General features: G+C 64.3%; 14 protein-coding genes. 7 read left to right on the forward strand and 7 right to left on the reverse strand.

What is annotated here, in order from left to right:
- Positions 1 to 34 precede the first annotated feature (34 nt).
- The 6 genes from H597_RS0102960 (at position 35) to H597_RS0102985 (ending at position 4224) form a co-directional block, all read left to right on the forward strand.
- A complete protein-coding gene (locus H597_RS0102960) occupies positions 35 to 460 on the forward strand; it encodes a VOC family protein (RefSeq protein WP_028100813.1) in 426 nt (141 codons plus the stop codon).
- Positions 460 to 858 (forward strand): VOC family protein, encoded by a 399-nt coding sequence (locus tag H597_RS0102965; protein WP_028100814.1) that lies wholly within the window; start codon positions 460 to 462, stop codon positions 856 to 858. Before H597_RS0102960 ends, H597_RS0102965 begins: the two co-directional genes overlap by 1 nt.
- Positions 859 to 1239, forward strand: coding sequence for a YybH family protein (locus H597_RS0102970; protein ID WP_035372901.1), 381 nt, complete (start codon positions 859 to 861; stop codon positions 1237 to 1239).
- Between the two features lie 146 nt (positions 1240 to 1385).
- A complete protein-coding gene (locus H597_RS0102975; protein ID WP_028100816.1) occupies positions 1386 to 3359 on the forward strand; it encodes a phosphocholine-specific phospholipase C in 1974 nt (657 codons plus the stop codon).
- A 2-nt stretch (positions 3360 to 3361) separates the two neighbouring features.
- On the forward strand, positions 3362 to 3856 hold the full coding sequence (locus H597_RS35600) for a hypothetical protein (protein ID WP_035372904.1): 495 nt from the start codon (positions 3362 to 3364) through the stop codon (positions 3854 to 3856).
- Between the two features lie 11 nt (positions 3857 to 3867).
- Positions 3868 to 4224, forward strand: a complete 357-nt coding sequence (locus H597_RS0102985) for a lysozyme inhibitor LprI family protein (protein WP_028100817.1) — start codon at positions 3868 to 3870, stop codon at positions 4222 to 4224.
- On the opposite strand, the gene H597_RS0102990 is transcribed toward H597_RS0102985, so the two are convergent.
- From H597_RS0102990 to xapA, 7 genes are all read right to left on the reverse strand, one after another.
- Positions 4221 to 5435 (reverse strand): nucleoside deaminase, encoded by a 1215-nt coding sequence (locus tag H597_RS0102990; protein WP_028100818.1) that lies wholly within the window; start codon positions 5433 to 5435, stop codon positions 4221 to 4223. The genes H597_RS0102985 and H597_RS0102990 overlap by 4 nt on opposite strands.
- Positions 5436 to 5445: 10 nt before the next feature.
- On the reverse strand, positions 5446 to 5850 hold the full coding sequence (locus tag H597_RS0102995; protein ID WP_028100819.1) for a cytidine deaminase: 405 nt from the start codon (positions 5848 to 5850) through the stop codon (positions 5446 to 5448).
- Positions 5851 to 5961: 111 nt separating this feature from the next.
- A complete protein-coding gene (deoA, locus tag H597_RS0103000) occupies positions 5962 to 7284 on the reverse strand; it encodes a thymidine phosphorylase (protein ID WP_028100820.1) in 1323 nt (440 codons plus the stop codon).
- 119 nt (positions 7285 to 7403) lie between these two features.
- Positions 7404 to 9791 (reverse strand): aldehyde dehydrogenase family protein, encoded by a 2388-nt coding sequence (locus tag H597_RS0103005; protein WP_371850713.1) that lies wholly within the window; start codon positions 9789 to 9791, stop codon positions 7404 to 7406.
- 12 nt (positions 9792 to 9803) lie between these two features.
- Positions 9804 to 10766, reverse strand: coding sequence for a deoxyribose-phosphate aldolase (gene deoC / locus H597_RS0103010; protein WP_028100822.1), 963 nt, complete (start codon positions 10764 to 10766; stop codon positions 9804 to 9806).
- The gene (locus H597_RS0103015) at positions 10763 to 11956 is read right to left on the reverse strand and encodes a phosphopentomutase (RefSeq protein WP_028100823.1); all 1194 of its coding nucleotides are present in this window, start codon (positions 11954 to 11956) and stop codon (positions 10763 to 10765) included. Before H597_RS0103015 ends, deoC begins: the two co-directional genes overlap by 4 nt.
- A gap of 184 nt (positions 11957 to 12140) precedes the next feature.
- On the reverse strand, positions 12141 to 12980 hold the full coding sequence (xapA, locus tag H597_RS0103020; protein ID WP_028100824.1) for a xanthosine phosphorylase: 840 nt from the start codon (positions 12978 to 12980) through the stop codon (positions 12141 to 12143).
- 222 nt (positions 12981 to 13202) lie between these two features.
- Here xapA and H597_RS29545 point away from each other — a divergent pair, with 222 nt between their 5' ends.
- Positions 13203 to 14303 carry a carbohydrate kinase gene (locus tag H597_RS29545; protein ID WP_051293482.1) on the forward strand — a complete coding sequence of 367 codons (1101 nt, stop codon included), beginning with the start codon at positions 13203 to 13205 and terminating at the stop codon, positions 14301 to 14303.
- The last annotated feature ends 3 nt before the right edge of the window (positions 14304 to 14306 follow it).

Consider the following 14306-nt stretch of genomic DNA (forward strand, 5'->3'; position numbering starts at 1 on the left):
GTCCTGACCATGCTGCGTTTTAAGGGAGACGACGATGACGATTCCAAAGGCCACGCGCGCGACCATTACCCCCTGCCTGCGTTACCGCGATGCGCCCGCCGCAATTGACTGGCTATGCAAGACACTGGGTTTCAAGGCCGCGCTTGTGCTCCCCAACGAAGACGGCACCATCGCCCACGCCCAGCTTTCCTACGGCAACGGCATGATCATGCTAAGCTCGATTTTTGACACCGATTATGGCCGCTTGCTGAAACAGCCCTCCCAGGTGGGAATGGCTGTCACACAGAGCGCCTACCTGATCGTCAACGACGCCGACGAAGTGCATGCACGCTGCGTGCAAGCCGGGGCGCCGATCGAGATGCCCTTGCAGGACGAAGATTACGGCGGCCGCGGTTTTACCTGCCGGGATCCCGAAGGGCATATCTGGAGCATAGGCACTTATGACCCTTGGGAGCATTGATGGGACGCACCGTTCACTTTGAAATCCAGGCCAGCGAGCCTCCGGTCCTGATCGACTTTTACGGCAAGATGTTCGACTGGAGCTTCTCCAAATGGGAAGGCGGTGAATACTGGCTGGTCGGCACCGGCGAAGTCGGTACGCCCGGCATCAACGGCGGCCTGCTGCCGCGCCGCGGCCCGCGTCCCGAGGACGGGGCCTCCGTGAACGCCTTCGTCTGCACCGTCGACGTGGAAGACCTCGACAAATCCCTGGCGCAGCTGAAGCAACTCAATGGCACGGTGGCCGTGCCGCGCATGCCTGTTCCGGGCGTCGGCTGGCTGGCCTATGCCAAGGACCCGGACGGCAATCTCTTCGGCATGATGCAGACTGACGCCAGCGCCTCGTTCGAAGGTGCCTGAGTGAACGACGCACAGGCGATCCGCGACCTGGTGGCCGAATGGACGCGCGCCACGCTGGCCGCCGATGTTGACCGCATCCTGCCCCTGATGGCCGAGGACGTGGAATTCTACGTGCACGGCCAGCCCATCATGCGCGGCCGCGCGGCTTTCGAAAAAGGCGTGCGCGCCGTACTGGCGTCCCACCGCGTCGACTCGCACGCCGAGGTGCAGCAGGTGGAAGTCAGCGGCAACCTGGCCTACTGCACCACGCACTTGCGCGTGACAATCACGCCGCTGGCCGGCGGCGCAACCGTGCACAAGGCGGGGCATGTGCTGTCGGTCTACCGCAAGAACGCGGCCGGCAAATGGCAGCTGGCGCGCGACGCCAATATGCTCAGTTAACAGCAGCGAAACCGGCTCGGGCCTGGAACTTTCGTATTCATGGAATTCGCGTCGCGCCGCATTTCGATGAATAGTTAGATTCCTGTTCGTCACGCAACCGTCATACTGGATTTCTAATATGGGCTGCCTCCATATCCGGATCCTATATGAACCCACCTACACGCAGAAAGTTCCTCAAAGGGTCGATGGCCGCCCTGGGCAGCACCGTGCTGCCGCCCGCCGTGCAAAGCGCGCTCGCGGCTCCCGCCGCATCGGGCACGCTAGGCTCGATCGCCCACGTTGTCATCCTGTGCCAGGAGAACCGCTCCTACGACCATTACTTCGGCACGCTCAAGGGCGGTCGCGGATTCAACGACGACCACGCCGCCACCATCCAGGCTACAACGCGCAATGTCTTCGCCCAGGCCAACTCGATGGGATCCCTGTACACGCCGTGGCGCCTCGACGCCAGCAAGACCTCGGCCCAATGGCTGTCGGACGTACCGCACGACCTCAATAGCGGCACCGCCGCATGGAACAAGGGGCGCAGCGACAAATGGCTGCCCAACAAGGGCATGAATGCGCACGGCTACCTGACGCGTTCCGACATCCCTTTCCAATACGCGCTGGCCGACGCCTTCACCTTGTGCGACAACTATTTTTGTTCGGCACGCACGTCGACCAATCCCAACCGCCTGTTCCTCATGAGCGGAAGTATCGACCCGCAAGGCCAGCGCGGCGGCCCCGCCACCACCAACGGTTTCACTTACGGCACGCTGACCTGGCAAACCTATCCCGAAGCCCTGCAGGCCGCCGGCATTTCGTGGCGCACCTACCAGGAAGTGGACAACTACGACGACGATGCCCTGGCCTGGTTCAAGCAATTCCAGAACCTGCCGGTCGACTCGCCCCTGTACATCAACGGCGTGAAAAAGCGCGTGCTGGCCGACTTCCAGGCCGACGTCATGAACGACAGGCTGCCCGCTGTGTCATGGATCGTCGCACCGGCCGCCAAATCGGAGCATCCCAACGGCTCGCCCAATGTCGGCGGCGACTACGTCAACCAATACCTGCAAGCGCTGGCCGCCAATCCCGCGGTCTGGGCCAAGACCGCGTTCATCCTCACCTACGATGAAAACGGCGGCTTCTTCGACCACGTCACCACGCCGACTCCGCCGCCGGGGACCCCCGACGAATTCGTCAACGGCGTGCCGATCGGCCTGGGCGCGCGTGTTCCCACCATCGTCTGCTCGCCTTGGAGCCGCGGCGGCTGGATCGCCAGCGAAGTATTCGACCACACCTCCATCATCCAGTTCCTGGAGAAGTGGACCGGCGTGCGCTGCCCGAACATCAGCGCATGGCGCCGTTCCGTGTGCGGCGACCTGACCTCCTGCTTCGACTTCAGCGTCAGCAGCTCCGCCATGCCGCCGCTGCCGGACACCGCCGCGCTGGCAAACCTGGCGCTCCAGCAAAGATCCTATCCTGCACCCACGCCGCCCGCCCCCAATACTGTCATGCCGTCCTATGAGGCCGGCCAGAAGCCGCAGCGTGTGCAGCCTTACCAGCTCAATGGCTGGCTGACCCAGGACCTGGCGGCCAAGCGCGTGTGGACCAACTGGAGCAACGGCGGCAGCAAGGCCGCTCCGCTGCAGATCAATCTGAACGCCTACCGCAGCGACAATCCATGGACCTACACCATGGCGGCCAACAACACCTCGCGCGACTATTGGAGCGTGGTCACTTACGGCAACGGCTATTACGACCTGGAGATGATCGGCCCGAACCATTTCTACCGCCGCTTCAAGGGCTACCTGAACGCGGCAGCCTGGAACGGCCAGCCGGAGCCACAGGTTCAGCTCACCGTCGACGGCGCCACGCAATCGATCAGCATCCTGTTCGATAACCGGGGCACGGCCAACAATGCCGTGTTTACCCTGCTCGACCGCATCACCGCCAACGCGGGCGCCAGCCGCACCATCACGGTGGGACCAGGCCAGAGCACCACCATTGCCTATGCCGCCACAGACGGCTGGTACGACCTGAAGATCACGCTGGGCGGCAGCAGCAACTTCCTGCAGTCGATGGTGGGGCGGATCGAGGGCGTGCCGGGGCTGACACGTCCTCCTGTGCTACGCTGGTAGGTATGAGCAAAACCACGTCCTGGAGACAGTCAGCGCTGCTGCTTGCCGCCGCCTTGGGCGGGGCCGGTGTGGTGCTGGCCAACCGCCCGGCAGGCGAGGATGTGGCGCCAGCACTTGCAGCACCTGCGGCACCTGGGGCCCCCGCCGCCCTGCCGGCAGCGGCGGTGTCCCACGCGGCGCCGGCGGCTGTGATACCGCCTGCCGCGCCGGCCTGCCAAAGCGTGCACCGCTTGGCAGAATGGGAGTTGCTCAGTTCAGCTGTGGGCGGCTACCGTGAACCCGGCTTCGCCGTGCTGCATCATCCGCAGCGCGGCACCCTCACTTTGGCCGAGGGCGCGGTGTTTGACGACGGCATGGTGCTGCAGCGCGTGACGCCGGACGGCGTGCAGCTGCAATGCGGTCAAAATTCCCGCAGCCTGGCGCTGGAGACGGCAGCAGGCGCAGCGCCTGCCATGCGTTCCGCATTGCCCGATCCGGAACGAGCAGCAAGCAATTGAAAGGGGACACAATGAAACGATGGATTTTCAGCTTCGCGGCATCGCTGCTTTGCCTTGCATCAGCCGCGGCATCCACCTGTGCCGGCATCAGCGAAACCAACGCGCTCAATCGCTGCCTGGACGGCGAACTGGAACAGAAAAGCCGCACCGCAGAGGAGCTGGCGCGCCGCGCCGCCGATGCCAAGCCTTCGACCGAAGGGCGTCGCCTGCTGGAAGATTTTGCGGAATGGCGAAAGTCGACCCTGCTGGCCTGCTCCATCGCGAGCCAGGAGCACGCCGATGCGGAAATTCGCGAAATTCAGCGCAAGAATTGCCTGATCGAACGCACCAGTGAACGCATATACACCAGCAGCCAGCCGCGCCCCTAGCCCAATGCTGCGATCAGGTCGCGATCCGTCACTTGGGTGGGTCGGATCTTGATCAGGTTGCGATACAGCGGCGGCAGGTGGCTGCACAATTCATGCAGGGCCTGTTCCGGCATCGCGGGGCGCACATATTGGAACTGCGCCGGATTGTTGTGCGGCAGCGCGCCTTCCATTGTCGAACCATAGGCGCCCAGCGCCATGAAACTCTGTGCACTTTCATCGGGACCGACGGCGAATACAAAGGTGCCGTCTTTCGGATGCCCCAGGTAATGGCGTACTTCCGACTGTGTTGCGGAATCCGCGCCTTCCATCAGCTTGTAGCGCAGCTGGGCATACGCCCGCGTGCATTCCATGAAGGCGGTACGGATGGCCGATGCATTCTGGCGTCCGTGGCAGCAAAGAAGCAGGTTGCCGAAGCTATCCAGCAGCGCCACCGCGTCGCCCTTGCCGCCCTGCGCCTTGTCGCGCGCCATGGCCTGCTGCAGGTAGGGTGCAAGGCCGGCATCCGGCGTACGCGGCGCGCAGCGGTAAGTCAGCGCATCGGGGAAAGCGCGCTTCAGCGCGCGTACGATGAAGTGGTCTTCCGGCAGCGTGGCGGGATCCTTCAGCTCCTGCTGCGGAGGATCGATATTGAACAAGTCCATTACGTTAGTGGACGTGGCTTCGAACACCAGCGAGCATAAGGCCTGCGTCGGTTCTGCGATCGTCTTGCCGATGAAGAAAGGCTTCGGCGCAGCCCCGGCCCCGCGCCGTGCATAGGACGAGGTACCCAGTACGGCCGGATAGGAAAACGTCCTTTCCGCCTGCGGACGTAGGGCAACCGGCAGGGAAGGATAGAAAGCGGAACCGTTGTAGTTGATGCCGGCCTTGCCGTCCGGCGCCGCCACCACCACATTGAAGCCGGCCGCCAGGATCGCGCCCGTGCACATGCAGCAAGGATCGAGCGAGGTGACGATGGTGATTTCATCGGGAGGCGGCAGTTCATGGCCCTTGGCGCGTTCGGCGAAGTACCAGTCCACCAGTTGGCGTTCGCCGTGCGCGGTAGGATCGTAAATCAGGCCATGCTTGATGACGTTGTTATGCAGCGCCTTCAGCACAGTGCCGCTGGCGTCGAGCATGACCCCGCCCACGCCGAAGGTGCCCTGGGTTTTCGCGGCAATGGCTTCCGACGCCGCGATGGCGACGGCCGCCTGGACGTCGATGGCCTTTTTCACGTTTGCGTCTTTACTTCTTCAGGTCCCAGCCGCCGAACGCTTCAGGCAGCAGGTCGGCTGCCGTGGTTTCGCGGATGTCGCCTTTCAGGTTGGTCAGCACGACGGGCAGCTGGTTGCCGCCCAGTTCCAACGTGACCTGGCGGCAGGCGCCGCATGGAGCGATCGGGGTGTCGGTTTCGCCGACCACCACCAGCTTATCGAACTCGCCCTGCTTGTAGCCGTGGGCGATGGCGCTGAAGAAGGCAGTGCGCTCGGCGCAGTTGCACAGGCCATAGCTGGCGTTTTCCACGTTACAGCCGTGGAAGACTTTGCCGTCCTTGGTCAGCAGCGCGGCGCCGACTTTGAAGTTGGAGTACGGAGTGTAGGCCTTCAGGCGCGCGGCCTTGGCTTCTTCGATCAGTTTTTCGTTGTTCATATACTCTCCTGAACCGGTAAAACAGTGTCAGACCCGCAGGGTCAGACACCGGGCACGCGGCCGGCGCGGACCCGTGCCTGACCCCGCGGGTCAGGCACGGCTTTACCGGTTTTATGGGCGAATCGTGCGATACACAATAGGATTCGCCGCCGGCGCCGCATCAGCAATGGTGTAAGCAGCCTGCACCTCACGCACCGCCTGCTCCGCCGCTTCCTGGGTACGCGCATGCACCATCGCCAGCGGCTGGCCAGCCTGCAGCGGCTGGCCCAGCTCCACCAGGTCCGTCAAGCCGACGGCGAAATCGATCGCATCGGTAGGACGGCGACGGCCGCCGCCCAGCGACACCACCGCCAGGCCGATGTCGCGGCAGACGGTGGAAGCAGCGTAGCCTGCGCGCGGTGCTGGTACCGGCACCACGATAGGCGCCTTTTCCAGGTGCTTGTCCATGTTCTCCACCAGGTCGGCCGGGCCGCCCAGCGCCTTGACCATGCGCGCAAAGCGCTCGGCGGCTTCGCCCGAATCCAGTGCGTGCTGCAGCTTGGCGCGCGCATCGGCTTCGTTGACGGCCAGCTTGCCCATCACCAGCATCTCGGCGCACAGCGCCATGGTCACTTCGTGCAGGCGCGCAGGACGGAACTTGCCGGTCAGGTAGTCGATCGCACCGCGCACTTCCAGCGCATTGCCGGCCCATGGCGACAGCGATTCGTTCATGTCGGTCAGCAGGGCCGAGGTCAGCGTGCCCGCGCCATTACCCACCTTGACGATGGACTCGGCCAGTTCGACCGACTTTTCGTAGGTCGGCATGAATGCACCGGAGCCGGCCTTCACGTCCATGGCCAGCACATCCAGACCTGCCGCCAGTTTCTTCGACAGGATCGAGCCGGTGATCATGGCGACCGATTCCACGGTCGCGGTGACGTCCCGGATGGAGTAGAAGCGCTTGTCCGAAGGCGCCAGCGACGCGGTCTGGCCGATGATGGCCACGCCAACGTCTTTCACCACTTCGCGGAACTTCTCGTTGGTCGGGACCGTGGAATAGCCGGGGATGGAGTCGAACTTGTCCAGCGTGCCGCCGGTGTGGCCCAGGCCGCGGCCGGAGATCATCGGCACGAAGCCGCCGCAGGCAGCGATCATCGGGCCGAGCATCAGGGACACGACGTCGCCCACGCCACCGGTGGAGTGCTTGTCCATGACCGGGCCTGGCAGGTTCAGGGATTTCCAGTCCAGCACTTCACCGGAATCGCGCATGGCCAGGGTGAAGGCGACGCGTTCGTCCATGCTCATGTCGTTGAAGAAGACCGCCATCGCCAGCGCGGCGATCTGGCCTTCGCTGACGCTGTTGTCGGTGATGCCCTTGACGAAGAATTGGATTTCTTCTTTGCTCAGCACACCGCCGTCGCGTTTTTTACGGATGATTTCCTGGGGGAGGAACATTTTTCTATCTCTTTAGGTAGTTGGGGCTGCACATGCAGCCCCATTCAATGCTTAAACCGGCACTTCAGTGTCCGACCCGCAGGGTCAGACACTTGACCAGCGGCGGCCGCGTATCGGTTTTAGACGCCGTAAGGTATCCAGATATTTTTCACTTGCGACGCATGCGCCAGCACCACGCGCCCGCCCGCCTGCGCGGTCGAGAACCAGTCGCGGCCCTTGGCGCCACCGGTCCAGGTGCGCTTCAGCGAACCGGCCGACAGCTTCTCCACTTCCGCGCAGCCGGTGGCCGAACCGTCGTGGCGCCATACGGCATCCACGTCGGCGTGCGAAGCCAGGGTGCGCGCCAGTTCGTCGGCCGAACCGGTCACGATATTCACCACGCCGCCCGGCAGGTCCGAGGTGTCGAACACCTGGTACAGGTCCGTCGCCGACAGCGGGAACGCTTCGGAAGGAACGGCCACCACGCGGTTGCCCACGGCGATGGCTGGCGCCACCAGCGAGACGAAGCCCAGCAGCGGGTTCTCGTTCGGGCACACGATGCCGATCACGCCGACCGCTTCGTTCAGCGCCACGGTGATGCCGTGCATCGGCGGCTGGTGCGCCAGGCCGTCGTACTTGTCGGCCCATGCCGCCCAGTAGAACAGGCGTTCGATGGAAGCTTGCACTTCCTTCTCGGCGTTCTTGGTGCCGGTCTGCGCGGCGATGCGCTCGGCGAATTCGGCGCCGCGGGCGGCCAGGTTTTCGGCGATGTAGTACAGCACTTGCGCGCGGTTGTGCGCGGTGGCCTTGGTCCAGCCGGTCGCCTTGTGCGCTGCTTCCACCGCGTTGCGGATGTCCTTGCGGCTGCCTTCGCCCACTTCGCCCAGGAACTTGCCGTCGGCGCCGTGGATGGCGCGCGAGTAGGCGCCGTCAGGACGCGCCTGCTTGCCGCCGATGTACATCTTGGCAGTGCGGTCGACGGCGAAAGGATCGGTCGACGGGGTATGTTCGGTATCGGGCTTGGCAGGCTTTTTGAACGTTGGCGCGGCCGGACGTGCATCTTCCGACACCGGCACCAGGTATTCGAACATGCCTTCGCGGCCGCCTTCACGGCCGTAGCCGGATTCCTTGTAGCCGCCGAAGCCGCAGGCTGCGTCGAACTGGTTGGCGGTGTTGATCCATACGACGCCGGCCTTGATGGCGGGCGCCACGTCCAGCGCCAGCGAAATGTTCTCGGTCCATACGCAGGAAGCCAGACCGTACACAGTGTTGTTGGCCAGCTGCACGGCTTCGGCCGGGGTGCGGAAGCTCATCGCCACCAGCACCGGGCCAAAGATTTCAGCCTGCGCCACGGCGGCCGAGGTCGATGCGCCGGTGATCAGGGTCGGCGGGAACCACGAGCCGTGTTCCGGGATGACGCAGCCGGCGGGCTGGTACACCTCGCAGCCTTCGGCGCGGGCGGAGTCCACCAGGCCGGCGATGCGCTGGCGCTGGATCGGATCGACCAGGGCGCCGATGTCCATCGACTTGTCCAGCGGGGAGCCCAGGCGCAGGTTGTCCATGCGCGCTTTCAGTTTCTTCAGGAAGCGCTCCTGCACCGATTCCTGCACCAGCAGGCGCGAACCGGCGCAGCATACCTGGCCCTGGTTGAACCAGATCGAGTCGACCAGGCCTTCCACGGCGGCGTCCAGATCGGCGTCTTCGAAAACGATGAAGGGCGACTTGCCGCCCAGTTCCAGCGACAGCTTCTTGCCGGTGCCGGCGGTGGCTTCGCGGATGATGCGGCCCACTTCGGTGGAGCCTGTGAAGGCCAGCTTGTCGATGCCCTGGTGGCCGACGATGGCTTCGCCGGTGCGCCCGTCGCCGGTCACGATGTTCACCACGCCAGCAGGCACGCCGGCCTGCAGGCAGATCTCGGCGAACAGCATCGCGGTCAGCGGCGTGAATTCAGCCGGCTTGAAGACGATGGTGTTGCCGGCGGCCAGCGCAGGCGCGATCTTCCATGCCAGCATCAGCAGCGGGAAGTTCCAAGGCACGATCTGGCCGACCACGCCCACGGCGCGGTGGCCGGGGAATTCCTCATCCAGCAGCTGGGCCCAGCCGGCGTGGTAGTAGAAGTGGCGCGCCACCAGCGGCAGGTCGGCGTCGCGGGTTTCGCGGATGGTCTTGCCGTTGTCCAGGGTTTCCAGCACGGCGAACAGGCGCGCGTGCTTTTGCATCAGGCGCGCGATGGCGTACATGATCTTGGCGCGGCCATGACCGCCCAGCGCCTGCCAGGCCGGCAGCGCCTTGCGGGCGGCGGTTACTGCGCGCGCCACGTCGACCGGGGTGGCCTGGGTCAGTTCCGCCAGTTGCGAACCGTCGGCCGGGTTGTAGCAGGCGAAGGTCTCGCCCGGGTCGGTCCACTGGTTGTCGATAAACAGGCCGAACTTGCGGGAGCGCTGCTCCAGCCACGCTTGCGCTTCTTTCTGGCTTTCTGGTGCAGGGCCGTAGTCCATGGTGTTGAGGATCTCGTTAATTGTTGGCATGGCGGTGTCTTCTTATGGTTGCGCGTGGCGATGGGCGGCGGAGTAGGCGCCGGTCACATGGTGCTCCAGCTGGCGCTCGATGTCGGTCAGCAGGGACGAAGCACCGATACGGAACAGATGCGGCTCCAGCCACTCGTTGCCCAGTTCTTCCTTCATCACGGTCATGTATTGCAGCGCGGCCTTGGCGGTACCCACGCCGCCGGCCGGCTTGTAGCCCACCTTGAAGCCGGTACGCTCGTAGTATTCGCGGATCGCGCGCACCATCACCAGCGACACCGGGATGGTGGCGTTGACGCCTTCCTTGCCGGTCGAGGTCTTGATGAAATCGGCGCCCGCCATCATGCAGACCCACGACGCCTTGGCGACGTTTTCCAGCGTCACCAGGTCGCCGGTGGCCAGGATGGCCTTCACGTGCGCTTCGCCGCAAGCCTTGCGGTAAGCCAGCATTTCATCGTACAGCGCCTGCCAGTTGCCGGTCAGGACGTGCTGGCGGGTGATGACGATGTCGATCTCTTTCGCGCCTGCGGCGACCGACAGCTCGATCTCGCGCACCTTGGTTTCCATGCTGGTCAGGCCAGCCGGGAAGCCGGTCGACACCGCAGCGATAGGCAGGCGGCCCTTCAGCACCGCGTCGGCGTGCTGGATCATCTCGTGGTACACGCAGACGGCGCCGGTCATGATCTTGCGTTCCTGCAGGCCCAGCGCTTCCACCAGGTCCTGGCGCAGCGGGCGCATGGCTTTCATGCACAGGCGCTCGACGCGGCCCGGCGTGTCGTCGCCGGCCAGGGTGGTCAGGTCGATCAGTTCGATCGCCTTCACCAGCCATGCGGCCTGGTACTCTTTCTTGACGGTGCGGCGGTTCGCCAGCGATGCGGCGCGGCGGTCCGCGGCGGCCTTGTTCACTTGGATGTGATTCAGCCAGCCCAGGTCGAGGCCAATGGCCTCGTTGCGCTTGAAGTCAGTGATAATGGTCATAAGAGGTTGGTTCCGTTGGAAAGAGGTTTCACGCCGAGGTGATGTGCGATGGTCTGGCCGATGTCGGAGAAGGTCTCGGAAATGCCGAGCGACTGCGGCTTGACGCCGGGGCCGAAGAACAGCACAGGAATATGTTCGCGGGTGTGGTCGGAACCTGGCGCGGTCGGATCGCAGCCGTGGTCGGCGGTGATCACGCACAGGTCGCCGTCCTTCAGCTTGGCGATGAATTCGGGCAGGCGCGCATCCATCTCGTGCAGCGCATTGGAATAGCCGGCGACGTCGCGGCGGTGGCCGAAGTGCATGTCGAAGTCGACGAAGTTGACGAAGGTCAGCGACTTGTCGCCCGCTTCCGCCTGCGCCTCCAGCAGCCGGTCGAACAGCGCCATATTGTCCGGGCCCTTGAGCACGCGGCTCACGCCTTGCGCGGCGTAGATATCGCTGATCTTGCCCAGCGCGATCACCTCGCCGCCCTCGTTCTTCACGTGGTCCAGCAGGGTTGGCGCGCTTGGCGGCACGGCGTAATCGTGGCGGTTGGCCGTGCGCTTGTAGTCGCCGTTGGCGCCCACGAACGGACGCGCGATGATGCGGCCGATGTTGTACGGCTTGACCAGCTCATACGCCTTCTCGCACATATCGAACAGGCGCTCCAGGCCGAAATGCTCTTCGTGGCATGCGATCTGCAGCACGGAGTCGGCCGAGGTGTACAGGATAGGCTTGCCGGACGCCACATGCTCGTCGCCCAGCTCGTTGATGATGGTAGTGCCGGAGGCGTGGCAGTTGCCCAGGAAGCCCGGCACGCCGGTCAGTTCCTGCAGCTTGTCGGTCAATTCTTTCGGGAAGGACGGCACTTCTTTCGGGAAGTAGCCCCAGTCGAACAGCACCGGCACGCCGGCGATTTCCCAGTGGCCGGACTGGGTGTCCTTGCCGGTGGATTGTTCGCGCGCCGCACCATAGGCGCCGGTGAAACCGTCGCGCATATTGAAACCGGCGGCCCATTCGCCCGACGCGGTATGCGCGGCGGCGGCCAGGCCGAGTTTTTCCATGGTGGGCAGGGACATCGGCTTGCCTTCGCTGGCCGCCCATTTGGCGATGTGGCCGAAGGTGTTGTAGGCCTGGTCGCCGTATTTGTGGGCGTCCGGCGTTGCGCCGAGGCCGAAGGAGTCTAACAGCAGGATAAATGCACGGGACATGGGTGCCTCTCTTTGAAACCCGAAAATCGGGGTCAGACCCAAGGGTCAGACCCCCGTCAATTCGGCCGTCTGGGGTTGGGTTGTACGCCTTCGACTTTCGAAAACAGTCAAAAGCGCACAACCCAACCCGCGGCCGCAAAACCGTCAGGGGTCAGACCCTTGGGTCTGACCCCGCATTACCGGTTTATGCTTTGGGCGCCTTCGCCACATTCTCCAGGAATGCCACGATCAGCTTGATCAGCGACTCGGCGCCGACCGCCGCGTACTTCAGCGTCTGCTCATGCGACAGCGGGAACGGCGACAGGCCTTCGGCCAGGTTGGTGATCACGGAAACGCCCACCACCTTCAGGCCGCAATGGCGCGCCGACACGACTTCCGGCACCACCGACATGCCGACCATGTCCGCGCCCAGGGTCTTGAACGCGCGGATTTCAGCCGGGGTTTCGAAGTTCGGGCCCGGGTAGGCGATGTACACGCCTTCATGCAGGGTGATCGACTTGTCGGCCGCGGTGGACTGCAGCAGCTTGCGCAGGTCGGCATCGTAGGCATTGGCCATCGAGAAGAAGCGCGGACCGAAGCGCTCGTCGTTCGGGCCCACCATCGGGGTGCCCGGCAGGAAGTTGATATGGTCGTTCAGCGCCACCAGGGAACCGGCATCCACTTCGGTGCGCAGCGAGCCCGCCGCGTTGGTCACGAACAGCATTTCGCAGCCCAGCAGCTTGATGGTGCGCACGGCGGAAGTCATCACCGCCGGACCGTAGCCTTCGTAGAAGTGGCCGCGGCCCTTCATGCAGACCACCTGCACGCCTGCCAGCGTGCCCATGACCAGCTGGCCGGCGTGGCCATGCACGGTGGAGATCGGGAAGCCCGGCAGTTCGTCGAAGCTGATCGACACCGCATCGGTCATCTGTTCGGCCAGCACGCCCAGGCCGGAGCCCAGGATCATGGCCACGCGTGGCTGGAAATTGGCCGGCATGCGGGCACGGATGATGGCGGCGGCCTGGAATGGGGTATTGGAAGACATGGGGTTCCTCGTTTTTGTAATCTTTAGGTGAGCTGGCCAGAGCAGGCCTGTGAACGTACCACGACACTATGCATCATCGTCTATATGTATGGCAAATACCATTTTTCTTTGTTATTTATATCGTGTCGCTATAAATATACGTCTATTATATGGGTGGCCTCCATTTGACAGGCAACGGACAAATGTTTAGCATCGCAAACAAATGTTTATAGCGAGCTTTTCGTGACCGATCTTTCCCGCAAGGACCAGCTTTACCAGCTGATCCGCGCCAACCCCTTTATCTCCCAGCAAGAGCTGGCGGAGCAGCTCGCCCTGTCGCGCTCTGCCGTGGCCGGCCATATCGCCAGCCTGATCCGCGAGCGCAAACTGCTGGGCCGCGCCTACGTGTTGCGCAATGAACGCACGGTGCTGTGCATCGGCGCCGCCTGCCTCGACCGCAAGCTGCGGCCCCATGCCCCGCTGCAGATGGCCACTTCCAACCCGGCTTGCGCTGAAGAAAGTTTTGGCGGCGTGGCGCGCAACATCGCCGCCAACCTGGCCCAGCTCGGCCTGCCCTGCTCCCTGCTGACCGCCCTGGGCGACGATTCCTCCGGCCGCGCCCTGCGCGCCCAGGCGGAAGCGTTCGGCATCGGCATGGAAGGCAGCCTGCAGGTGAACGGCATCGGCAGCGGCACCTATACCGCCGTGCTGGACGCTTCCGGCGAGATGGTGGTCGCGCTGGCCGACATGGCCATTTTCGACCAGATGACGCCCGGCTGGATCGCCAGCCGCCAGCCGCAGCGCAATGCCGCCGGCATGGTGGTGGCGGACCTGAACCTGCCCGTCGAATCGGTCGCCATGCTGCTGGCCGACGCCCGCGCCACCGGCGTGCCGCTGGTGGTGGTCGCCGTGTCGCAGCCGAAAATGGCGCGCCTGCCCAAAGACCTGCACGGCCTGTCGCTGCTGGTCCTGAACCGCGGCGAGCTGGAAACCCGCGCCGGCCGCCCCTTGCCGACCGAGGCCGACGTGCAGGCCGCCTGCCACGAACTGCAGGCCGACGGCGTGTGCGACATCATCGTCACCTGCGGCGCCAGCGGCGTCTATCACACCTTAGGCAATGCCCTGCACTGGCTGCCGGCGCACGATGCCAGCGTGGTCGACGTGACCGGCGCCGGCGATGCCTTCTCCGCCGCCGTCTGCTGGTCCCTGCTGCAAGACCCCGAACAACTGACCCTGGCCTGCGAGCGCGGACTGAAAGCCGCCTCCATCACGCTGGCCAGCCCACATACCGTCTCGCCCGAGCTGAGCGCCGATTTGCTCGCCAGCGCGAATTTTGAGGAGTAATCC

The organism is Pseudoduganella violaceinigra DSM 15887, assembly GCF_000425385.1.
GTDB classification, from domain to species: domain Bacteria; phylum Pseudomonadota; class Gammaproteobacteria; order Burkholderiales; family Burkholderiaceae_D; genus Rugamonas; species Rugamonas violaceinigra.